This window comes from Pseudomonas sp. B15(2017) (genome assembly GCF_002113215.1).
Taxonomy (GTDB): Bacteria; Pseudomonadota; Gammaproteobacteria; order Pseudomonadales; family Pseudomonadaceae; genus Aquipseudomonas.
Window position 1 is genome coordinate 177,852 of record NZ_NEJZ01000007.1, and the last position, 21,209, is coordinate 199,060.

Annotated in this window: 22 protein-coding genes and 1 riboswitch; of the genes, 11 read left to right on the plus strand and 11 right to left on the minus strand. The window is 59.7% G+C overall.

The annotated features are described in order from the left end of the window. The first annotated feature begins 114 nt into the window (after positions 1 to 114). The 4 genes from CAF73_RS29780 (at position 115) to CAF73_RS29785 (ending at position 2,248) form a co-directional block, all read left to right on the plus strand. Positions 115 to 657, plus strand: coding sequence for a hypothetical protein (locus CAF73_RS29780; protein ID WP_139832586.1), 543 nt, complete (start codon positions 115 to 117; stop codon positions 655 to 657). Between the two features lie 156 nt (positions 658 to 813). Then, positions 814 to 975: a hypothetical protein gene (locus CAF73_RS30170; RefSeq protein WP_170929723.1), complete on the plus strand. Its 162-nt coding sequence runs from the start codon at positions 814 to 816 to the stop codon at positions 973 to 975. Between the two features lie 114 nt (positions 976 to 1,089). Continuing rightward, positions 1,090 to 1,533, plus strand: coding sequence for a hypothetical protein (locus tag CAF73_RS12940; RefSeq protein WP_085697806.1), 444 nt, complete (start codon positions 1,090 to 1,092; stop codon positions 1,531 to 1,533). A 154-nt stretch (positions 1,534 to 1,687) separates the two neighbouring features. After that, complete coding sequence (locus tag CAF73_RS29785) at positions 1,688 to 2,248, plus strand: hypothetical protein (protein ID WP_139832587.1); 561 nt, start codon at positions 1,688 to 1,690, stop codon at positions 2,246 to 2,248. 217 nt (positions 2,249 to 2,465) lie between these two features. Here CAF73_RS29785 and fba read toward each other — a convergent pair whose 3' ends face one another. The 6 genes from fba to tkt all read right to left on the minus strand — a co-directional run bounded on the left by fba (position 2,466) and on the right by tkt (position 8,707). Next, the gene (gene fba / locus CAF73_RS12945; protein WP_007959708.1) at positions 2,466 to 3,530 is read right to left on the minus strand and encodes a class II fructose-bisphosphate aldolase; all 1,065 of its coding nucleotides are present in this window, start codon (positions 3,528 to 3,530) and stop codon (positions 2,466 to 2,468) included. 125 nt (positions 3,531 to 3,655) lie between these two features. Next, positions 3,656 to 3,988 (minus strand): MliC family protein, encoded by a 333-nt coding sequence (locus CAF73_RS12950; RefSeq protein WP_085697807.1) that lies wholly within the window; start codon positions 3,986 to 3,988, stop codon positions 3,656 to 3,658. Between the two features lie 56 nt (positions 3,989 to 4,044). Further along, a complete protein-coding gene (locus CAF73_RS12955) occupies positions 4,045 to 4,266 on the minus strand; it encodes a hypothetical protein (RefSeq protein ID WP_085697808.1) in 222 nt (73 codons plus the stop codon). A gap of 34 nt (positions 4,267 to 4,300) precedes the next feature. Then, positions 4,301 to 5,464 carry a phosphoglycerate kinase gene (locus tag CAF73_RS12960; protein ID WP_085702882.1) on the minus strand — a complete coding sequence of 388 codons (1,164 nt, stop codon included), beginning with the start codon at positions 5,462 to 5,464 and terminating at the stop codon, positions 4,301 to 4,303. A 12-nt stretch (positions 5,465 to 5,476) separates the two neighbouring features. Further along, positions 5,477 to 6,529 carry an erythrose-4-phosphate dehydrogenase gene (epd, locus tag CAF73_RS12965; protein ID WP_085702883.1) on the minus strand — a complete coding sequence of 351 codons (1,053 nt, stop codon included), beginning with the start codon at positions 6,527 to 6,529 and terminating at the stop codon, positions 5,477 to 5,479. Positions 6,530 to 6,709: 180 nt separating this feature from the next. After that, positions 6,710 to 8,707 carry a transketolase gene (gene tkt, locus CAF73_RS12970; protein WP_085702884.1) on the minus strand — a complete coding sequence of 666 codons (1,998 nt, stop codon included), beginning with the start codon at positions 8,705 to 8,707 and terminating at the stop codon, positions 6,710 to 6,712. 271 nt (positions 8,708 to 8,978) lie between these two features. Here tkt and CAF73_RS12975 point away from each other — a divergent pair, with 271 nt between their 5' ends. The 4 genes from CAF73_RS12975 to CAF73_RS12990 all read left to right on the plus strand — a co-directional run bounded on the left by CAF73_RS12975 (position 8,979) and on the right by CAF73_RS12990 (position 13,557). Continuing rightward, positions 8,979 to 9,974, plus strand: coding sequence for a metalloregulator ArsR/SmtB family transcription factor (locus CAF73_RS12975; RefSeq protein ID WP_007959700.1), 996 nt, complete (start codon positions 8,979 to 8,981; stop codon positions 9,972 to 9,974). Positions 9,975 to 9,992: 18 nt separating this feature from the next. Beyond that, positions 9,993 to 11,183 carry a methionine adenosyltransferase gene (metK, locus tag CAF73_RS12980; protein WP_011336330.1) on the plus strand — a complete coding sequence of 397 codons (1,191 nt, stop codon included), beginning with the start codon at positions 9,993 to 9,995 and terminating at the stop codon, positions 11,181 to 11,183. A 203-nt stretch (positions 11,184 to 11,386) separates the two neighbouring features. Then, entirely contained in the window at positions 11,387 to 13,063 is a 1,677-nt protein-coding gene (ligB, locus tag CAF73_RS12985; protein ID WP_085702885.1) for an NAD-dependent DNA ligase LigB, read from the plus strand. A gap of 98 nt (positions 13,064 to 13,161) precedes the next feature. Continuing rightward, on the plus strand, positions 13,162 to 13,557 hold the full coding sequence (locus CAF73_RS12990; protein ID WP_085697814.1) for a DUF1090 domain-containing protein: 396 nt from the start codon (positions 13,162 to 13,164) through the stop codon (positions 13,555 to 13,557). 132 nt (positions 13,558 to 13,689) lie between these two features. Here the strand turns inward: CAF73_RS12990 and CAF73_RS12995 are convergent, their stop codons facing one another. Continuing rightward, on the minus strand, positions 13,690 to 14,139 hold the full coding sequence (locus tag CAF73_RS12995; RefSeq protein ID WP_085697815.1) for a cytochrome c: 450 nt from the start codon (positions 14,137 to 14,139) through the stop codon (positions 13,690 to 13,692). A gap of 128 nt (positions 14,140 to 14,267) precedes the next feature. Between CAF73_RS12995 and CAF73_RS13000 the strand changes: the two genes are divergently transcribed. Beyond that, complete coding sequence (locus tag CAF73_RS13000) at positions 14,268 to 15,440, plus strand: murein transglycosylase A (protein ID WP_085702886.1); 1,173 nt, start codon at positions 14,268 to 14,270, stop codon at positions 15,438 to 15,440. 49 nt (positions 15,441 to 15,489) lie between these two features. Here CAF73_RS13000 and CAF73_RS13005 read toward each other — a convergent pair whose 3' ends face one another. Continuing rightward, positions 15,490 to 15,873 carry an MAPEG family protein gene (locus tag CAF73_RS13005; protein ID WP_085697817.1) on the minus strand — a complete coding sequence of 128 codons (384 nt, stop codon included), beginning with the start codon at positions 15,871 to 15,873 and terminating at the stop codon, positions 15,490 to 15,492. Positions 15,874 to 15,912: 39 nt separating this feature from the next. Further along, positions 15,913 to 16,746 (minus strand): EamA family transporter, encoded by an 834-nt coding sequence (locus tag CAF73_RS13010; protein ID WP_085697818.1) that lies wholly within the window; start codon positions 16,744 to 16,746, stop codon positions 15,913 to 15,915. Positions 16,747 to 16,965: 219 nt separating this feature from the next. On the opposite strand from CAF73_RS13010, the gene CAF73_RS13015 reads away from it, so the two are divergent. Further along, the gene (locus CAF73_RS13015) at positions 16,966 to 18,135 is read left to right on the plus strand and encodes an MFS transporter (protein ID WP_085702887.1); all 1,170 of its coding nucleotides are present in this window, start codon (positions 16,966 to 16,968) and stop codon (positions 18,133 to 18,135) included. Positions 18,136 to 18,239: 104 nt separating this feature from the next. Beyond that, on the plus strand, positions 18,240 to 19,505 hold the full coding sequence (locus tag CAF73_RS13020) for a sodium:proton antiporter (RefSeq protein WP_085697820.1): 1,266 nt from the start codon (positions 18,240 to 18,242) through the stop codon (positions 19,503 to 19,505). Between the two features lie 45 nt (positions 19,506 to 19,550). On the opposite strand, the gene CAF73_RS13025 is transcribed toward CAF73_RS13020, so the two are convergent. Together CAF73_RS13025 and CAF73_RS13030 are read right to left on the minus strand one after the other, a co-directional pair. After that, complete coding sequence (locus CAF73_RS13025; protein WP_085702888.1) at positions 19,551 to 20,429, minus strand: formate/nitrite transporter family protein; 879 nt, start codon at positions 20,427 to 20,429, stop codon at positions 19,551 to 19,553. 73 nt (positions 20,430 to 20,502) lie between these two features. Further along, positions 20,503 to 20,910, minus strand: a complete 408-nt coding sequence (locus tag CAF73_RS13030) for an acyl-CoA thioesterase (RefSeq protein ID WP_011336338.1) — start codon at positions 20,908 to 20,910, stop codon at positions 20,503 to 20,505. A 197-nt stretch (positions 20,911 to 21,107) separates the two neighbouring features. Continuing rightward, positions 21,108 to 21,206: riboswitch (S-adenosyl-L-homocysteine riboswitch) on the plus strand. Positions 21,207 to 21,209 lie beyond the last annotated feature (3 nt).

Sequence of the window (21,209 nt, forward strand, 5' to 3'; positions counted from 1 at the left end):
ACCGAGGAAATCTCTGACATTGAACTATACCGAGAGAGCTACGTTGAGTGGCAAGCAGCCACAAAAAAATAGCGAGTTAACTTTTTAAAACATCAAAAGATGATGGAGAACAGAATGACTATCTTTCACTCCCAGGGCGAAGGTTTGCAATACAAAATTGGCGACACTATCAACTTCACCCACGACGGGTCAGCACTTTTCGACATGCGAATAATTGGAATCGACCAGACCGCAACCTCTTTAATTGCCGCACCTAATAGTGCTCCAAGCAAACTGAAACCCTACCTATTCAGGAATACAACACTCCTTACAAAAATAAGTTTCAAAGAACCGCCTAAAAACCAACTTTCAGTTGGTACGCAAACGCTCACTGCTTATCCAAGGAATGGTAATGGTGCAGTCTCAGGCGGCTTGATTGCATTTTGGGGAACGCCCGGTGCCGGGAGCACTAATTGGGATGACGGTGAGCCACCCTTAGTTCCACGCCCAGAGCACGCTTGGAATGTCCCTGATTATCCTGGGCAACAAACAAGTTGGCACTCGAACCTTTGCGTTTGCTGGAGGTGTCAGGCGATTTACGCTGCTGCCACTGCTTCTCTTGGTCATCCTGCAACGCCATGGGGAGATTATAGGTACGGTGACCCAGTGAAACCTTGAAAGATCAGAAAGGTGAGCTTAAAAAAATAGAAAAAAGGGGAGAAAAAGGGGACGGATTTATTTATCAACAAATAAATCTTCCCCTTTTTCCTTCCATGTAGACCATTCGATTTTTATACACCGCAAAATACTCACCAGCCAACGGAGGCACTTCACATGGCTAAGTACATCGTTTCTCCTGCACCTCTAGTTTTTTACTCCGATAGCAATATTCCAGCAGAACGAAAAATAGGTTTCGACCCCAAGGATATGAACAATGTTGCCTACACGCTCTACAACAAACCGTATAGCTTGTTTCGGCAAAATGACTTTAAGTGACTTTAAGGGGACAGATTTATTTAACATATGAATCCGCCCCCATAAAAAGCCCCTCATCTTTCCTCAAGCATTGAAAGACAGCGTGACCACCTTAACTAAAAAAGGAAGCTCTCCATGGCCACCCAATACGTTGTAGTTAAAGAACCATTTGCCCATTTCTATTCAGACACAACAACTGAAAGAGCGGAACCCATCATGGGTGTAAAACCAAGAGACACCAATAACGTCGCCTATACCTTGTACAACAAACCTTACGGCAAGTATCAATTTCTGGGCGGCTGTAATTTTTTGCTTCCAACATCCATTCCTTTCATACCCGGCATGGTCGTAGACTTTTATGCAGACAACACAACCACAGGCATAACTGCAAACTCATTCATCAACCAGCTGACACTACCCAGCAACTTCAACAATACCGATGTAAGGATTTTCATGGGCATTCCAGCCATGGACAAACTGGATAACGGCCTGATCGAGTGCTATGGCTCTGTGACAGACGCAGTGAACAACACTGTTTATGTCATGCAGTCTCTTTTCTTCACGATCCAGAAACCTTAGAAAACCGGATCATTGAATACCAAAGTGAAAAATTGAGGGGGCGTAATTTATAAATTTGCCATACACACCAAACCAATGAGTTCATCTGCAGAATAAATAAATCTGTTATCGGTCACTTTAACACCATCACACCAAGAAACCTGGAGTAACTGACATGAGTACAACACAAAACGTACAACGCCAGGTGCACCTGCGCACTGGCGACAAATTCACCGCGATCACAAAAAAAAACAAATTGGTCGACGGCACCATCGAATCGATAGACGGCGCAAGCGTAAAAGTAAAGAATACAGCAGGCATATTAGAAACTATTAGAAAGACTGATATCACTGCACTGCAGCTAGACAATTTTGATTATCATATACTTGATTATGTTGGCTCAAAGCCAGCAGCTTTCAACCCGCAGCCTGACTCCCCAAATATCTATCCGGGAATCGCAGAAACCGTAAGCATACCTAGTTTCCCACCCGCCGACCCAAAACCAATTACTGTTAAACCCTATATCCCTCCTGAACCTGATAGCACTCCGTGGATTTGGGATCGCTACAATAATCCCGGGTACGTGGAGGGTTCAAACGGACAACAATTACAACAAGGCTATGTTAGAAGCGACTCAACTACTTATGCATTGAAATTTACCTTCGAAGCGCAAGAAACAATTGAGGAGTCAACTGAAACCGTCAAGGTAAAAAGATATACATACCGCCCTGCATAAGCCAACCGACGACTCCAAGAGCTCTAGAGAACTATGAAGAGCTTATGGGGACAGCGAAACAAGAACTTATGGGGACAGATTTATTTATCATGCCATTGAGCAAACAGCAGCGCCGTTTGCTCTTACTTTTGGATAACCTCATGGCCCAAGAATATCGTCGCCCATAAAAAATCCGCCTCTCGGCGGATTTTTTATTCAATCAGCTCAACACCCAGTCTCAATTGACCTTGGCGTTCAACTCACCCTTCAGATAACGCTGATACATGCTTTCCAGCGAGATCGGCTTGATCTTCGAAGCATTGCCGGCAGTACCGAAAGCTTCGTAACGAGCGATACATACGTCGCGCATCGCCTTCACGGTTTCGCCGAAGAATTTACGCGGGTCGAATTCGCTCGGGTTGGTGGCCATCAGGCGACGCATGGCGCCGGTGGATGCCAGACGCAGGTCGGTGTCGATGTTGACCTTGCGCACGCCGTGCTTGATGCCTTCGACGATTTCTTCAACCGGTACGCCGTAGGTTTCTTTGATGTCGCCGCCGTACTGGTTGATGATCGCCAGCCACTCTTGCGGAACCGACGAGGAACCGTGCATCACCAGGTGGGTGTTCGGAATGCGCTTGTGGATTTCCTTGATGCGGTCGATCGCCAGCACGTCACCGGTAGGCGGCTTGGTGAACTTGTAGGCGCCGTGGCTGGTGCCGATAGCGATGGCCAGGGCATCAACTTGGGTCTTCTTGACGAAGTCAGCGGCTTCTTCCGGGTCGGTCAGCATCTGGCTGTGATCCAGAACGCCTTCGGCGCCGATGCCGTCTTCTTCACCGGCCATGCCGGTTTCCAGCGAACCCAGGCAGCCCAGCTCGCCCTCAACCGAAACGCCGCAGGCGTGAGCCATGGCGACAGTTTGTTGGGTCACGCGGACGTTGTATTCGTAGTCGGTCGGAGTCTTGCCGTCTTCGCCGAGGGAGCCGTCCATCATCACCGAGCTGAAGCCCAGCTGGATCGAGCGCTGGCAGACGTCAGGGCTGGTGCCGTGGTCCTGGTGCATGCACACCGGGATGTGCGGGAATTCTTCGATCGCGGCCAGGATCAGGTGACGCAGGAACGGGGCGCCGGCGTATTTGCGAGCGCCGGCCGAAGCCTGGACGATCACCGGGGAGTCAGTCTTGTCAGCGGCTTCCATGATGGCGCGCATCTGCTCAAGGTTGTTGACGTTGAAGGCTGGAACGCCGTAGCCGAACTCGGCTGCGTGGTCCAGCATCTGGCGCATGCTGATAAGTGCCATTGTGTGTCTCTCTCCCGGTTTGGGTCGTTAATCGTGCCAGCCTGCCGGAGCGGCGGCGGCTATTCAAGTGATTGCAGATCGGGGGTTGAGGCCCGGCCTGGTGATTCGATAAAGCAAATTCTGTGTTATTGGGCTTTGCAGCCCCGGCCGATCAGATCATTGGTAGCGACCCAGTAGACCAGGCCTTCATTACCTTTGATGTGAAACGCCAGCATGTCGTCGCTGTACAACGTGCCCGAGGCGCCCGGCTCTTCTTTCAGGCGATAGACCTGATCGCCACCGCCCAGTCGCACATCGACTGCCTTCTGGCCGGCGTCGGTGTAACGCCACAGCACCTTGGCCTGGCTGTCGCAGGTCCAGGTGGTCCAGTTATCCACAGGAGCGGACGACTGGAACGGGTTCCACTGCGCACAACCACCCAACAAGCCCAGTGCCGCAACGGCGATCAAACCTTTCATCCGTGTTCCTCGACCGGCAGCGCACGCCGCCGGACTTGAGTAAAGAGTCAGACCGGTCAAGGACAACCATGTTCCTTGGCCGGGGTTTGCGTCTCGTATTTGTCCAGACCGTCCGGCCCCGAGCGCTTGTTCAGCACCGGGTTGGTTTCGGCCTGCCAGTCGGCCTGGTAGCAGCCCTTCTGTGCCTCGCCGGGTGCCGGCTCCGGCGCAGCCTTCGGGTTACTCCCGCAGGCTGCCAATGTACCGGTCAGCAACAACAGCGCTAACGACTTGACCATCTGAACACTCCTTTGCCTGGCCAAACGGGCGGCCTCAGGCCTTGGCCCGGCTTTCCAGGACTTCAACGGCCGGCAGCACCTTGCCTTCGACGAATTCGAGAAACGCGCCACCACCGGTGGAAATGTAGGAGATCTTTTCTGCCACGCCATATTTATCGATGGCGGCCAGGGTGTCGCCACCGCCGGCAATCGAGAACGCCGCGCTTTCGGCGATGGCTTCGGCCAGCACTTTGGTGCCGTTGCCGAACTGGTCGAATTCGAACACGCCGACCGGGCCGTTCCACAGAATGGTTTTCGACGACTTCAGCAGTTGGGCAAAGTTGGCCGCGGTTTGCGGGCCGATGTCGAGGATCATGTCGTCGGCAGCGACGTCAGCGATCAGCTTCACGGTCGCTTCGGCGCTTTCAGCGAATTCCTTGGCAACCACTACGTCCACCGGCAGCGGGACGCTGACTTTGGCGGCGATGGCACGGGCGGTGTCCAGCAGGTCCGGCTCATACAGCGACTTGCCGACCGGGTGACCGGCTGCAGCCAGGAAGGTGTTGGCGATGCCGCCGCCGACGATCAGTTGATCGCAGATCTGGCTCAGGCTGTTCAGCACGTCGAGTTTGGTGGAGACCTTGGAGCCGGCAACGATGGCCGCCATCGGCTTGGCAGGGGAGCCGAGGGCTTTGCCCAGTGCGTCGAGCTCAGCGGCCAGCAGCGGGCCGGCAGCAGCGACTTTGGCGAACTTGGCAACGCCGTGGGTCGAGCCTTCGGCGCGGTGAGCGGTGCCGAAAGCGTCCATCACGAACACGTCGCAAAGGGCGGCGTATTGCTGAGCCAGGTCGTCGGCGTTCTTTTTCTCGCCCTTGTTGAAGCGCACGTTTTCGAACAGCACGATGTCGCCGGCCTTGACGTCAACGCCGCCCAGGTAATCAGCTACCAGCGGCACTTCACGACCCAGCGCCTTGCTCAGGTAGTCGGCGACCGGCTTGAGGCTGTTCTCGGCGGAGAACTCGCCTTCGGTCGGACGACCCAGGTGCGAGCAAACCATCACGGCCGCGCCTTTTTCCAGGGCCAGCTTGATGGTCGGCAGCGAAGCCAGGATACGCGCATCGCTGGTGACAACACCGTCCTTGACTGGGACGTTGAGGTCTTCGCGGATCAATACGCGCTTACCTTGCAGATCGAGGTCGGACATCTTCAACACGGTCATGGGTCGCACTTCCTACGGTTTTTTTGAAGTCGCTGTCTGCAGATAGTGTTCTGCAACATCCAGCATTCGGTTGGCAAAACCCCATTCGTTGTCGAACCAGGCCAGGATGTTCACCAGCCGGGGGCCGGAAACGCGGGTCTGACTGGCATCGACGATGGCCGAATGTGGGTCATGGTTGAAATCACAACTTGCGTGGGGCAGCTCGGTGTAGGCCAACAGACCTTTGAGCGGGCCGCTGGTGGCAGCCTCGCGCAGGATCCGGTTGACCTCGCCGGCGTCGGTATCGCTCGCGGTCTGCATCGTGATGTCGAGGCAGGACACGTTGACCGTCGGCACGCGTACGGCTTTGGCCTGGATTCGCCCGGCAAGTTCCGGCAGCAGGCGCTCGATACCTCGCGCCAGCCCCGTGGAAACCGGGATCACCGACTGGAACGCCGAACGGGTGCGGCGCAGGTCTTCGTGGTGATAGGCATCGATCACCGGCTGATCGTTCATCGCCGAGTGAATCGTGGTGATCGACACATAATCCAGGCCGACTGCCTGATCCAGCAGACGCAATAGCGGCACGCCACAGTTGGTGGTGCAGGAGGCGTTGGACACCAGCAATTCATCGCCGGTCAGGCAATCCTGATTGACGCCGTAGACGATGGTGGCGTCGACATCCGCCTCGCTGGCCATCGGCTGCGAAAACAGCACACGCGGCGCGCCAGCGTCGAGGAAACGCTGGCCGTCTGCGCGGGTGTGCCAGGCGCCGGAGCATTCGAGCACCAGATCGACGCCCACCGACGCCCAATCGATGCCTTCGGGGGTGGCACTGCGCAGGACCTTCACGCAGCCGCCATTAATATGCAGACAATCGCCGTCGACCCTCACTTCGCCGGGAAACCGGCCGTGAGTGGAGTCGAAGCGTGTCAGGTATTCGATGCTGGCCATGTCGGCCAGGTCGTTGATCGCGACAATTTCAAACCCTGCCTTCTCGCCTCGCTCGAACAACGCACGCAAGACGCAACGACCAATCCGGCCGTAGCCGTTGAGTGCAACTTTGTAGGGACGCGGTTGAGGCATGGGGTTCTCGATTACCGTGGTGTATCCGTTGATGCGATGGCGCCTGAACCATCGCTATCGCGAGCAAGCTCGCTCCCACATGGGGCCTATGTTGCAAACACTATTTGTGTCACACAACAAATCCCCTGTGGGAGCGAGCTTGCTCGCGATGGCGTCAGTTCAGGCGACACCTATTCTGGATCAGTCTTCCAGCAGCTCTTCAGCCTGACCCAGGATGTTTTCCAGGGTGAAGCCGAACTCTTCGAACAGTGCCGAAGCCGGAGCCGATTCGCCGTAGGTGGTCATGCCGATCACGCGACCTTCCAGACCCACGTACTTGAACCAGAAGTCGGCGTGTGCCGCTTCGATCGCGATACGCGCGCCAACCTGCAACGGCAGGACCGATTGCTTGTAGCTGGCGTCCTGAGCATCGAACGCGCTGGTGCATGGCATGGAAACCACGCGCACCTTGCGGCCTTGCTCGGTCAGTTTGTCGTAGGCCTGAACGGCCAGACCGACTTCCGAACCGGTGGCGATCAGGATCAGCTCAGGCTCGCCTGCGCAGTCCTTCAGTACATAACCGCCACGGCTGATGTTGGCGATCTGGCCGGCATCACGGGTTTGGTGCTGCAGGTTCTGACGCGAGAAGATCAGCGCCGACGGGCCGTCCTTGCGCTCCAGGGCGTTTTTCCAGGCCACGGCCGATTCAACGGCATCGGCTGGACGCCAGGTGTCGAGGTTCGGCGTGCTGCGCAGGCTGGTCAGTTGCTCGATCGGCTGGTGCGTCGGGCCGTCTTCGCCCAGACCGATGGAGTCGTGGGTGTAGACGTGGATGACACGCTGCTTCATCAGAGCGGACATGCGCACGGCGTTGCGGGCGTACTCCATGAACATCAGGAAGGTCGCGCCGTAAGGCACCAGACCGCCGTGCAGGGCAACGCCGTTCATGATGGCGGTCATGCCGAATTCGCGCACGCCGTAGTACATGTAGTTGCCGCTGGCGTCTTCGGCGCTGACGCCTTTGCAGCCTTTCCACAGGGTCAGGTTGGAACCGGCCAGGTCGGCCGAACCGCCCAGCACTTCCGGCAGCAGCGGGCCGAACGCGTTCAAGGTGTTCTGGCTGGCTTTACGGCTGGCGATGGTTTCGCCTTTGGCCGCAACGTCGGCGATGTAGGCGTCAGCCTTCTCGGAGAAGTCGGCCGGCAGCTCGCCGCTCAGGCGACGGATCAGTTCATTGGCTTCGGTCGGGAATGCGGCGGAGTAAGCAGCGAAACGCTGATCCCACTCGGCTTCGACAGCGCGGCCTTTTTCCTTGGCGTCCCACTCGGCATAGATGTCGGCCGGGATTTCGAACGGGCCGTGGTTCCAGTTCAGCGCCTGACGGGTCAGGGCGATTTCCGCGTCACCCAGCGGGGCGCCGTGGCAATCTTCCTTGCCTTGCTTGTTCGGCGAACCGAAACCGATGGTGGTCTTGCAGCAGATCAGGGTCGGCAGCGGGCTTTTGCGAGCGGTCTCGATGGCGGTCTTGATCTCTTCCGGATCGTGACCGTCGACATTGCGGATCACTTGCCAGTTGTACGATTCGAAGCGCTTCGGCGTGTCGTCGGTGAACCAGCCTTCGACTTCGCCGTCGATGGAGATGCCGTTGTCATCGTAGAAGGCGATCAGCTTGCCCAGGCCCAGAGTGCCGGCCAGGGAAGCGACTTCGTGGGAAATGCCTTCCATCATGCAGCCATCACCCAGGAACACGTAGGTGTGGTGGTCGACGATGTTGTGGCCGGGACGGTTGAACTGGGCGCCCAGTACCTTTTCTGCCAGGGCGAAGCCCACGGCGTTGGCCAGACCCTGACCCAACGGGCCGGTGGTGGTTTCAACGCCCGGGGTGTAACCGAATTCCGGATGGCCGGGGGTGCGGCTGTGCAATTGACGGAACTGTTTCAGGTCGTCGATCGACAGGTCGTAACCGGTCAGGTGCAGCAGCGAGTAGATCAACATCGAGCCGTGGCCGTTGGACAGCACGAAGCGGTCACGGTCGGCGAACGATGGATTGCTCGGGTTGTGCTTGAGGTAGTCGCGCCAAAGCACTTCGGCGATATCTGCCATACCCATGGGGGCACCGGGATGGCCGCTGTTGGCTTTTTGCACGGCATCCATGCTGAGGGCACGAATGGCGTTGGCACGCTCACGACGGCTAGGCATCGCTGATCTCCTGGGTGTGAATAGATTGAAACGGAAAAAAGGAGGGCATTTTCCCTCACCCGAGCGCCTCGGGGCAATGACAGATAGTCATCCGGAGGCGTTTTTCCAATGGATAACATCGGTTTCGGCAGGTGAAACCTTTCCGCTGTTCGTTTGTAGAGTTGACCGGACGGTGAGAAGTGCAATCGAATGCGCCATCCATCGAGCAATATCAAAACTTTTTGATATAGACCTTGCGATGCCTTCCGGCCGTCACTAGACTGCCAGCCCTATGAACTTACGTGTGCCTTCCATTCGCCATGACGATTGCGACGAGCTGGCGGCCCTGTGCAAGGCCGGCGGCGATCCACTGCGGCTGAATGTATTGCGCGCCCTGGCCAACGACTCGTTCGGCGTTCTGGAACTGGCGCAGATTTTCGATATCGGCCAGTCCGGCATGAGCCATCACCTTAAAGTGCTGGCGCAGGCGGATCTGGTGGCGACTCGCCGCGAAGGCAATGCGGTTTTCTATCGCCGCGCCCTGCCCCACACCGAGTTGCTGGGCGGCAAGTTGCACGCTGCATTGTTAGAAGAAGTCGACAATCTGGCGCTGCCGGCCGACGTGGAAACCCGGATCGCACAGGTTCACGGGCAACGCGCTGCCAACAGCCAGGACTTTTTTGCCCGGGTCGCGGAGAAATTCCGCGCCCAGCAGGATTTGATTGCCGGCCTGCCGCAGTACCGTGAAAGCGTGCTGGCCCTGCTCGACAAACTGAATTTCAATGGCGCAGCCACGGCCATTGAAGTCGGCCCCGGCGATGGTGCATTCCTGCCGGAACTGGCGCGCCGCTTCGGCACCGTAACCGCACTGGACAACAGCGCGGCGATGCTCGAACTGGCCCGTCAGGTATGTGAACGTGAACAGCTGGCTAACGTCAGCCTGCAATTGGCCGATGCATTGAATGGCGTGAGCCTTCAGGCCGATTGCGTGGTGTTGAACATGGTGTTGCACCATTTCGCCGCGCCGGCCGAAGCGCTCAAGCACATGGCCAGCCTGCTGCAACCGGGCGGTAGCCTGCTCGTGACAGAGTTATGTAGCCACAACCAGAGTTGGGCCAGGGAGGCCTGCGGTGATCTGTGGTTGGGGTTTGAACAGGACGATCTGGCCCGTTGGGCCACCGCTGCGGGACTCGTTCCCGGGGAAAGCCTCTATGTAGGCTTACGTAATGGTTTCCAGATCCAGGTCCGCCATTTTCAGCGACCGGCTGGCGACACTCACCATCGGTAAATTCAGGAAAACATCGAGATGAGCGAATACTCCCTCTTCACCTCCGAGTCCGTGTCTGAAGGACATCCGGACAAAATCGCCGACCAGATTTCCGATGCAGTGCTGGACGCCATCATCGCCCAGGACAAGCACGCACGCGTTGCGGTGGAAACCCTGGTCAAGACTGGCGTGGCCATCGTTGCCGGTGAAGTGACCACCAGCGCCTGGGTCGACCTGGAGCAGATCGTTCGTGACGTGATTTGCGACATCGGCTACACCAGCTCCGACGTTGGCTTCGACGGCGCGACCTGCGGCGTGATGAACATCATCGGCAAGCAGTCCCCTGACATCAACCAGGGTGTTGACCGTGCCAAGCCTGAAGATCAGGGCGCCGGCGACCAGGGCCTGATGTTCGGCTACGCCAGCAACGAAACCGACGTGCTGATGCCAGCACCGATCACCTTCTCGCACCAACTGGTGCAGCGTCAGGCCGAAGCCCGCAAGTCGGGTCTGCTGCCTTGGCTGCGCCCGGACGCCAAGTCGCAAGTGACCTGCCGTTACGAAGGCGGCAAGGTTGTCGGCATCGACGCCGTGGTGCTGTCGACCCAGCACAATCCTGAAGTGTCGTACAACGACCTGCGCGAAGGCGTGATGGAGCTGATCGTCAAGCACGTGCTGCCTGCCGAACTGCTGAGCAAGGACACCCAGTTCCACATCAACCCGACCGGCCAGTTCATCATTGGCGGCCCGGTGGGTGACTGCGGCCTGACCGGTCGCAAGATCATCGTCGACAGCTACGGCGGCATGGCTCGTCACGGCGGCGGCGCGTTCTCCGGTAAAGATCCATCCAAGGTTGACCGTTCGGCTGCCTACGCTGGCCGTTATGTTGCCAAGAACATCGTCGCTGCCGGCCTGGCCGAGCGTTGCGAGATTCAGGTTTCCTACGCGATCGGCGTGGCCCAGCCTACCTCGATCTCGCTGAACACCTTCGGCACCGGCAAGATCAGCGATGACAAGATCATCAAACTGGTCCGCGAAGTGTTTGACCTGCGTCCATACGCGATCACCACCATGCTCGACCTGCTGCACCCGATGTACCAGGAAACCGCAGCCTACGGCCACTTCGGTCGTGCTCCGCAGACCAAGACTGTTGGCGAAGACACCTTCTCCACGTTCACCTGGGAAAAAACCGACCGCGCCGACGCTCTGCGTTCCGCTGCCGGCCTGTAATTTTCCTGGCGGTACAGGAAGCCCCGCACGGTTCGCCGTGCGGGGCTTTTTCATTCGTACTCCGTGGGAGCGAGCTTGCTCGCGAAGAGGCCCGAATCAGCGATATCACATTCGGACTGGAAACAGCTCGCAAAACACCCATCTCTCTCAACAACAAATCCTCGCCTAGCCTTCAAGCATCTACCTGAGCAAGGACGCTCACGATGCTTGCCACACTGCGCCTGTTTTTGTTTTTCCTGCCGGTTTTCCACCTCAATACCTTCGCTGCCACCTGCCCGGACTGGCCCGCCGACCGGGCATCGAGCGAAGTCGCCGCCCTGCAACAACAGATCGACCGTTGGGACGACGCCTACCATCGCGAAGGCCGATCAGTGATCGCCGATGAGCTGTACGATCAGTCACGCCTGCGCCTGAACCAATGGCGCCGATGCTTCAAACTTCCTTCACCACCCGAGCCGTTGCGCACTGCATCAGGCCCGGTGGCGCACCCTGTCGCCCACACCGGCCTGGACAAACTTCATGACGCTGCGGACATCGCGATCTGGCTGCGCAACCGCCAAAACGTCTGGATACAACCCAAGGTCGATGGCGTGGCGGTCACCCTGATCTATCGCGACGGCCGGTTGCATCAGGCAATCAGTCGCGGGGATGGCATTCGCGGGCAGGACTGGACGGCTTCGGCCAAAAAGATCGGAGCCATTCCGCAACAGCTGACGCAACCACAGGATCTGCTGGTGCAAGGCGAACTCTACTGGCGCTTGAACGGACACATGCAGGCACGCGCCGGCGGCGCCAATGCCCGCGCCACCGTGGCCGGCCTGCTGGGGCGCAAGGATCTCGACGCGGAACATGCCGCCGGCATCGGGCTGTTTGTCTGGGACTGGCCGCAAGGGCCTGAGGACTTGCCAGAGCGAATCGCGGCCCTGGCGCAATTCGGCTTTCCCCCCACCGAACCGTACACCCAGGCCGTCGCCAGCCTGAACGACGCGCAACGCTGGCGCGATCACTGGTATCGCTCGCCATTGCCATTCGCCACGGACGGCGTGGTTCTGCGCCAGAGCCAGCGACCGCCCGCCGAACGCTGGCAGGCTCGTCCGCCCTACTGGGCTGTCGCCTGGAAATACCCTTTTGCCCAGGCGCTGGCCGAGGTACGCAAGGTGAATTTCAAGATCGGCCGCACCGGGCGCATCACGCCGGTGCTTGAACTGTCGCCGGTAACGCTCGATGACCGGCAGATCAAACGGGTCAGCGTCAGTTCGCTCAGGCGCTGGCAGGATCTGGACATTCGCCCCGGCGATCAGGTGGCAATCAGCCTGGCCGGGCTGACGATTCCGCGACTCGACAGCGTAGTGCTGCGCAGCAAAGAACGCGCCGATCTGAACGTTCCGCTGGCCAGCGACTTTCATGCCCTGAGCTGCTGGCAACCGACGCCGGGCTGCGAAAGCCAGTTCCTCGCGCGCCTGACCTGGCTCAGCGGGAAACAGGGGCTGGCCCTGCCCCATGTCGGTCGCGGTACCTGGGAGAAACTTCTCGAAACAGGCCGCCTGAACAGCCTGCTGGATTGGTTGACCCTCGACGGGCCGGAGCTTGCTAACATTGCCGGCCTCGGCGAGCGCAGCAGTGCCCGCCTGCTGCACAGTTTTCACAGCGCCCGCCAACGGCCGTTTCTACAGTGGCTCAAAGCCCTGGGATTGCCACCGACCGGTCAGGCAACACTCGCCGATTCGTGGCAGGCGCTGGCACAACGCAACACCGAACAATGGCAGGCAGAAGCCGGGATCGGCCCGGGCCGCGCGGCGCAATTGAGCGCCTTTTTTCGCGACCCGCAGGTACTGGCCCTGAGTGAAACCCTGCAAGCCGCCGGCGTCGACGGCTTCTGAACATGCAATCCCCGGCCCGCCGGGAACCCAATGTCCGCCGGAGCGCTCCAACAGCGCAGTGCTTTACCGACCCGATTGCCTTTGCACATGGAGCTTTTATGAAATTTCTCGCACCGCTCGCCCTGCTGTCTTTCTGCGCAGTCCTCGCCGCTCCCGTGATGGCCGACGAAGACGCGCCGGGCCTGACCGGTTGTGCCGCCAAGAAGCAGGGCATCATCAACCAGATCGAACAGGCCAAGTCGCGCGGCAACACCGACCAGCAGGCCGGCCTCGAAACCGCCCTGCGCGAAGTCACCGAACACTGCACCGACGCCGGTCTGAAGAAAGAACGCGAAAACAAGGTACTCGATGCCAAGCACGAAGTGAGCAAGCGCCAGGCCGATCTGGACAAGGCCATGAAGAAAGGCGATCCGGAGAAGATCGACAAGCGCAAGAACAAGCTCGCCGAATCGCGCAAGGAATTGCAGGACGCGCTGGACGAACTCGACAAGTAACCGCCAATGCGTTGAATGTGATGCCCTCTTCGCGAGCAAGCCCGCTCCCACATCAGACCGGGTTGCTCAGGTGAATACGGTCAAGTGTGGGAGCGGGCCTGTTCGCGAAGGCGTCCACTCAAACAACAGAAATCAATGGTCCCGAAATTCTTTATGGCAGGCACTGCAGGCATCTTCGACTTTCTGCACGGCCGGCCCCAGGTTACTGGCCTTGTAGGGTTGAACCTTGCTGGCGATCACCAGTTCACCGGTAGCCGCTTCAAGGGTGCGGGCCATTTCCTGGAAGCGGGCCTGTTTTTGCCAGACATCGTCCTTGGCGCTGGTGTGATCTTCCTCGCGCACCTGCGGGAAATGTTTCCACGGTTCATGGGACAACGCATCGAGCTTGACCGCACCTTCCGCAAATTTCGGCCCGTCGAAAGCAATGCGCCCGCGCAGCATGCCACCCAGGTCTTCGCTGGTCTTGAGCATCTGTTTGAAGATCGCCTTGCGCTGACCCAGCGGGGAATTCGGGTCGACACCGCCACAGGCGGACAAGGTCAGGCAGGCCAGCAATACAACAGAAATTCTTTTAAGAGTCATGGTGGCTTCAGGTCACGGAAATCGGCGGCCAGTATCCTCGGGTCACCGCCAAACACCAATAGCCCTATTAACAATAAGGGTTGCTTGAGCGCATGGAGCACTTCTGCAACCGGCACAGGAAATTCTCCATGAACAGCCGTTTCAAGGCCTGGCGTCATCCGCTTATCGCTACCCTCCCGCTCTTGGCGGTCCTCGCCGGCTGCACCGGTGGCGACAGCGCCAAGCCGAAAACCCACGCCTTGGCCACCTACTCCAGTGCCACCTGGGAAGCATTGCCGGCAGTGTCCGACAGCGATCTGGTGGCCGGTTTCGGTTCCTGGCGCAGCGCCTGCACCCGGCTCAAGGCTGATCCGGTCTGGGGCGCGACCTGCGCGGCAGCCGCCAATGTGCCGCAAAGCGCCGGCGACATCCGCGCCTTCCTCAAGCAGAACCTCGACGTCTTCGGCCTGCGCGCCGAGAACGACAACCCCAACGGCCTGATCACCGGCTACTACGAACCGGTCTATCCCGGCAGCCTGACGCAGACCGCCACCGCCAACGTGCCGGTGTATGGCGTGCCCGAGGACATGATCATTGTGTCGCTGGACAGCATTTACCCGGAACTGAAAGGCAAGCGCCTGCGCGGCCGCCTCGAAGGTCGCGTGCTCAAGCCTTACGACGACGCGGCGACCATCGAAAGCCAGGGCGTCAAGGCGCCGGTCGTGGCTTGGCTGACCGACCCGATGAATCTGCAATTCCTGCAGATTCAGGGTTCGGGGCGGATTCAGACCGATGATGGCCGCCAACTGCGTATCGCCTACGCTGACCAGAACGGTCACCCGTACCGGCCGATCGGCCGCTGGCTGGTGGAACAGGGCGAGCTGAAAAAAGAAGAAGTGACCATGGGCGCAATCAGCGACTGGGCCAAGGCCAACCCGTCGCGCATTCCGGAACTGCTGGCGAGCAACCCGAGCTACGTGTTCTTTACCCGCAACCCGGACAGCAACGAAGGCCCGCGCGGCTCGCTGAATGTGCCGCTGACCGCCGGTTACAGCGCGGCAGTGGATCGCAAGGTGATTCCGCTGGGCAGCCTGTTGTGGCTGTCGACCACTCGCCCGGACGGCACGCCGCTGGTGCGCCCGGTGGCCGCGCAGGACACCGGCGGCGCGATTGCCGGCGAAGTTCGCGCGGATCTGTTCTGGGGCACCGGCGATGCCGCCGGACAACTGGCCGGCGACATGAAGCAGCAAGGGCAGATCTGGATGCTCTGGCCAAAAGGCGCGGCGCTGCCGCAAGTGCCGCAGGTGGCCGACAAGCCGTAGGCACAATGCAAAAGATCGCAGGCCTCGTCAGCCTGCGATCTTTCAGGGTTCAGACCGACACGAAGAAGAAACTGGCAATCAGCCCCATCCCGACGAACCACACCAGCGACCGCAGCATCGCCCAGTCCGCCAGATAGCAAATGATGTAGAGCAGGCGACTGGTGATGAACAGCACCGCCAGCACATTGACCGTTACCAGCTCCGCAGTGCCCACCAGGTGCGCGACGATCACCGCCGTCGCAAACGCCGGGGTCACTTCAAAACTGTTCAGTTGCGCCGCATGGGCACGGCGCGCCACGCCATCCACGCTGTCCAGAAAGTCCCGGGGATCATGATTGTCCCGCAGTCTGAAACCACCCGAGGCCTTGGCCACGACGGTGCACAGATAGGGCAGAAAGATCGCGATCAACACACACCACAGAGCCACCGTCATAACGCCGTCCTTCTTTCGAGTTTTAGAGTTGCCGGGCGGTCAGAGCTTCATCACCAGCATGCCGACCAGCACCAGCCCACAGGCTAAGAGCCGTGGCCGGCCGAAAGGTTCTTTCAGGTATCGCATGCCGAACAGCACCACCAGGATCACGCTGATTTCACGCAATGCCGCCGCTTCGGCAATCGAACCCAACTGCATCGCCCACAGCACCAGAGCGTAGCTGAACAACACGCAGAACCCGACCGCCAGACCCAGCCTCCATTGCTCGCGCCAGAACAGCCTGAACGCCGGACGTTTGGCCACCCACGCCAGCAACGGAAACGGCCAGGCACTGAGCAGTGTGACCCAGACCAGGTAATCCAGCGGATGCGACCAGCGCCGCAACGCCTGGCCATCGATGTAGGTGTAGCAGCCGATGCACAAGCCGATCAGCGCCACTACCGGCAGCATCGACCACGGCAGGTGTTTCCCGCCGCCGCCCTGCCAAAGCAGGCAGGCCATGCCCAGCGGGATCAACAGGATCCCGAAGATCTGCTGGGTGGTCAGCACTTCGCCGGCGAAGATCAGGGTCAGCGCCAGTACGACCAGCGGCGACAATCCGCGCATCAATGGATAGACCAGCCCCAGGTCGCCGACCCGATAGGCCTGGATCAACAGGTAGCGATAAAGCAGCTCGAACGCCGCCGACGCCAGAATCCACGGCCAGATCTCCGGCGGCGGCAGGCTGATGAAAGGGAATGCCAGCGCGACGAACAACAGTGCCACGGTGTCCATGCAGGCCACCACCAGCAGCCGCTCGGCACTGAATTTGATCAACGTATTCCACGCTGCGTGCAACAGCGCCGCCACCAACACCAGAGCTGTCGCCAGCACGTGCCACTCCTTGCTTCTTGTTATTGAGCCTGAGCCAATTAGTCAGATTATTGATTCGCGATGTGTCAGCAGCTGTTTATACTGCAAGCGACCACGCCGCACTCAGTTGCGCACAGACAAATTCCAATAATTCCTGCCTGTCCCGTTCTCGTCCGAGAGCGGTCGCCGGCCTGCGTATGCCTGATCAAAGCGTCAAGACTAACGACAGAGACCTTGCGCATGCCACTCGCCTTGCTTGCACTCGCTGTTGCCGCTTTCGGCATCGGCACCACTGAATTCGTCATCATGGGCCTGCTGCCCGATGTCGCCCGCGACCTCGCGGTGAGCATTCCCCACGCCGGCCTGTTGATCACCGGCTACGCCCTGGGCGTGGTATTCGGTGCGCCGATCCTGGCGATCGGCACCGCCAACATGCCGCGCAAGGCCACACTGCTGGGCATGACGCTGATGTTCATCCTCGGCAACGTGCTGTGCGCACTGGCGCCGAACTACGCGACACTGATGGCGGCGCGGGTGGTGACTGCGTTGTGCCACGGGGCGTTCTTCGGCATCGGTTCGGTGGTGGCCGCCGGGCTGGTCGCGCCGAACAAACGGGCGCAGGCAATTGCAATGATGTTCACCGGCCTGACCCTGGCCAACGTCCTCGGTGTACCGCTGGGCACTGCGCTCGGCCAGTACGCAGGCTGGCGCTCGACCTTCTGGGCGGTCTCGGTGATCGGTGTGATCGCCGCCCTCGCCCAGTGGCTGTGGTTGCCGAAACACATCCCGATGGACAAGGCCAACCTCGCCAGCGAATTCAAAGTGCTGGGCAAGGTCAACGTGTTGCTGGCGCTGGGCATGAGCGTGCTGGCCTCCACCAGCCTGTTCAGCGTGTTCACCTACATCGCGCCGATTCTGCAGGACATCACCGGCGTCAGCCCCCACGGCGTGACTGTGATGCTGTTGTTGTTCGGCGTCGGCCTGACCGGCGGCAGCATGCTCGGCGGTCGCCTGGCCGACAGTCGCCTGCTGCCGTCGCTGGTGGGTGTGGCGCTGGCGGTGGTGGTGATTCTGGCGGCGTTCAGCCAGACCAGTCGAGCGGTGGTTCCGGCGGCGGTCACGCTGGTGCTGTGGGGGATTTTTGCCTTCGCCCTGTGCCCGATCCTGCAACTGCTGATCATCGATCAGGCGCATGAAGCACCGAACCTCGGTTCGACCCTGAACCAGAGCGCGTTCAACCTCGGCAATGCCGCCGGCGCGTGGATCGGCGGGCTGGTGGTCGCCAGCGGTGCGGACCTGGCCGACTTGCCGTGGACCGGCGCGCTGGTGGGTGTGCTGACCGTGCTGACGGCGCTGTTTTTCATCTACCTGCAACGTCGGGGTGTCGCTGCGGTCAATGTGTCCGGCTGATTTCCCCGGGGACACCATTGTGTCCCCACCCGGCGTCAGCCCATCCAACCCTTGCGTCCATGAGCGGGCGCGCTGTCTTTCACCCCCCATCCAAAGGACTCCGGATGCTTGAACTCGTTGCCGCTTTCATCTGCCTGACCACCCTCCTCACCTTCGTCAATTTCCGTTTCATCGGCCTGCCCCCAACCATCGGCGTGATGGTGACTGCACTGATGTTTTCCCTGTTGCTGCAAGGCCTGAGCCTGCTCGGTTACCCCGGTCTCGAAGAGCGCGTACAGCAGCTGATCGGCCAGATCGACTTCGGCGATCTGCTGATGAACTGGATGCTCTCGTTCCTGCTGTTCGCCGGCGCCTTGCACGTCAACCTGAGCGACTTGCGCAGCTACCGCTGGCCCATTGGTCTGCTGGCGACCTTCGGCGTACTGATCGCCACTGCCGTGATCGGCAGCCTCGCCTATTACATTTTTGCCCTGTTCGGCTGGCACGTGAGCTTCCTCTACTGCCTGTTGTTCGGCGCACTGATTTCCCCGACCGACCCGATCGCGGTACTCGGCGTGCTGCGTACGGCCAACGCCTCGAAGCCGTTGAAAACCACCATCGTCGGCGAATCGCTGTTCAACGACGGCACCGCCGTGGTGGTGTTCACCGTGTTGCTGGGCATCGCGCAACTGGGCGAAACCCCGACCGTCGGCGCCACGGCCATGCTGTTTGCCCATGAGGCCATCGGTGGCGTGCTGTTCGGCGGGCTGATCGGTTATCTGGTGTACCTGATGATCAAGAGCATCGAGCAGCACCAGATCGAAGTCATGCTGACCCTGGCGCTGGTGATCGGCGGTTCGGCGATGGCCACCGAGCTGCACGTCTCGGCGCCGATTGCGATGGTGGTTGCCGGTTTGATCATCGGTAACCTCGGCCGCAACCTGGCGATGAACGACATGACGCGCAAATACCTCGACGGGTTCTGGGAATTGCTCGACGACATGCTCAACGCCCTGCTTTTCGCGCTGATCGGGATGGAGCTGTTGCTGCTGCCGTTCAACTGGCTGCACGTGGCGGCGGCGACTCTGCTGGCGCTGGCGATTCTGCTGTCGCGCCTGCTCACCGTGGCCCCGGCCATCGTCTTGCTACGGCGCTGGCGCACGGTGCCGCGCGGCACGATCCGGATCCTGACCTGGGGTGGTTTGCGCGGCGGTGTTTCGGTGGCACTGGCCCTGGCCCTGCCGCTGGGCCCGGAGCGCGATCTGCTGCTGAGCATCACCTACATCGTGGTGCTGTCGTCGATCCTGTTGCAGGGCCTGACCATCGGCAAACTGGTCAAGCATGCAACGCGCGACGAGCCGGCAACCGCTGCCGAGCTCGCGCACCACTGATCATTTTTTGATCTGCTGCGGATCGGGCTATTTGGCCTGATCCGCTTACTCTTTCGGCGCAGCCGTATCTTTTGGCGCAGCCGTATCTTTCGGCGCACCGCTTTCACTGCGGATCTGCGCATGACTGATCAGGGCGAAGATGAAACTGCCGCCGATGATGTTCCCCGCCAGGGTCGGCCCGGCAAACACCGCCCAGAAATCACTCCACGGCAGCTCGCCGGCAAACACCAGATAGGACACCTCCGCCGAACCCACCACGATGTGCGTGAAATCGCCCAGCGCCATGAGATAGGTGATGAGGATGATGATCCACATCTTCGCGCTCTCCATGGACGGAATCATCCAGACCATGGTGGCGATCATCCAGCCAGAAACGATGCCCTTGGCGAACATCTGACTCGCGTGGTTCTCCATGACCTTGCGGCCGATTTCGAGAAAGGCCTCGTCGGTCTTGCTGTCAAAGATCGGCAGTTCGAGCATCACGTACGCCACCAGAATCGTGCCGCACAGGTTGCCGAACAGCACGACAGTCCAGAGCCGGATCAATCGGCCGAAATTGCCGAACGTCGGTTTGGTCATCACCGGCAGCACGGCGGTCAGGGTGTTTTCGGTAAACAGTTGCTGGCGGGCGAGGATCACTGCGAGAAAGCCTGCGCAGTAGCCGAAGCTGGCGATCACCTTGAATTCGTCGCCCTCGGGCAGACGCGAATTGAGCAGGCCCATGCCCATCAGCGACAGGCCCATGGTCAGCCCGGCGGCCAGCGCCGACCACCACAGCGCGGCAATGCTGCGCTCCAGTTCCTGGTCGCCCTGTTTGCGGATGATTTCATGCAGAACCGCCGCGCGGGGCGGCTGGCTTTTCTCGACTTCGTGTTGTTCCTTGGCCGAGAGGTCGGGGGTCTTGCCGTCTGTTGGTGTGGTCATGGCGGGAAACCGGTGGCGGAGTCATAAGGCTACGACACGCGCCGCTCGGCTTCCGTTCGCCGGTCAGACGCGATTACTCGGTAACGGGCACGTCATCCTTGAACTGGTCTTTGACGTATCTGATTTCGGTCCGCCCGTGCGGCGCCGGCAGACCGTCTTCGCCGAGGTTGACGAAAACCATTTTCTCGACGGTCAGAATGCTTTTGCGGGTGATCTTGTTGCGCACTTCGCAGGTCAGGGTGATCGAGGTACGGCCGAACTCGGTGGCGGTGATGCCCAGTTCGATGATGTCGCCCTGGCGCGAAGCGCTGACGAAGTTGATTTCGGAAATGTACTTGGTCACCACACGCTGGTTGCCCAGTTGAACGATCGCGTAGATCGCCGCTTCTTCGTCGATCCAGCGCAGCAGGCTGCCGCCGAACAGGGTGCCGTTGGGGTTGAGGTCTTCGGGTTTTACCCACTTGCGGGTGTGGAAATTCATCTTCACTCCTGAGCGTCTTGCCGAATGATGGCGCCATCTTGGCAGACTGAGTGGTCATGCTCCATGAGGCTTCTACTATGGTCGCGATTGGCGATCTTCATCCGGCCGACAGAAACCCTTTGGAAGATCAGTCTAGACGGCTATAATCGCCCCCGTTTCAAAACGGTAACCTTCACTTGATACCGTTTTCCCGCCACCTGTCCGAGGGGCGCTGCAGCAGGTTCAACCTGTCAGGCTCGGATGGGGCGTTGGCCGGCTTGCGCCGGACACTAAACGCACAACGGCGCCCATTCGCATAC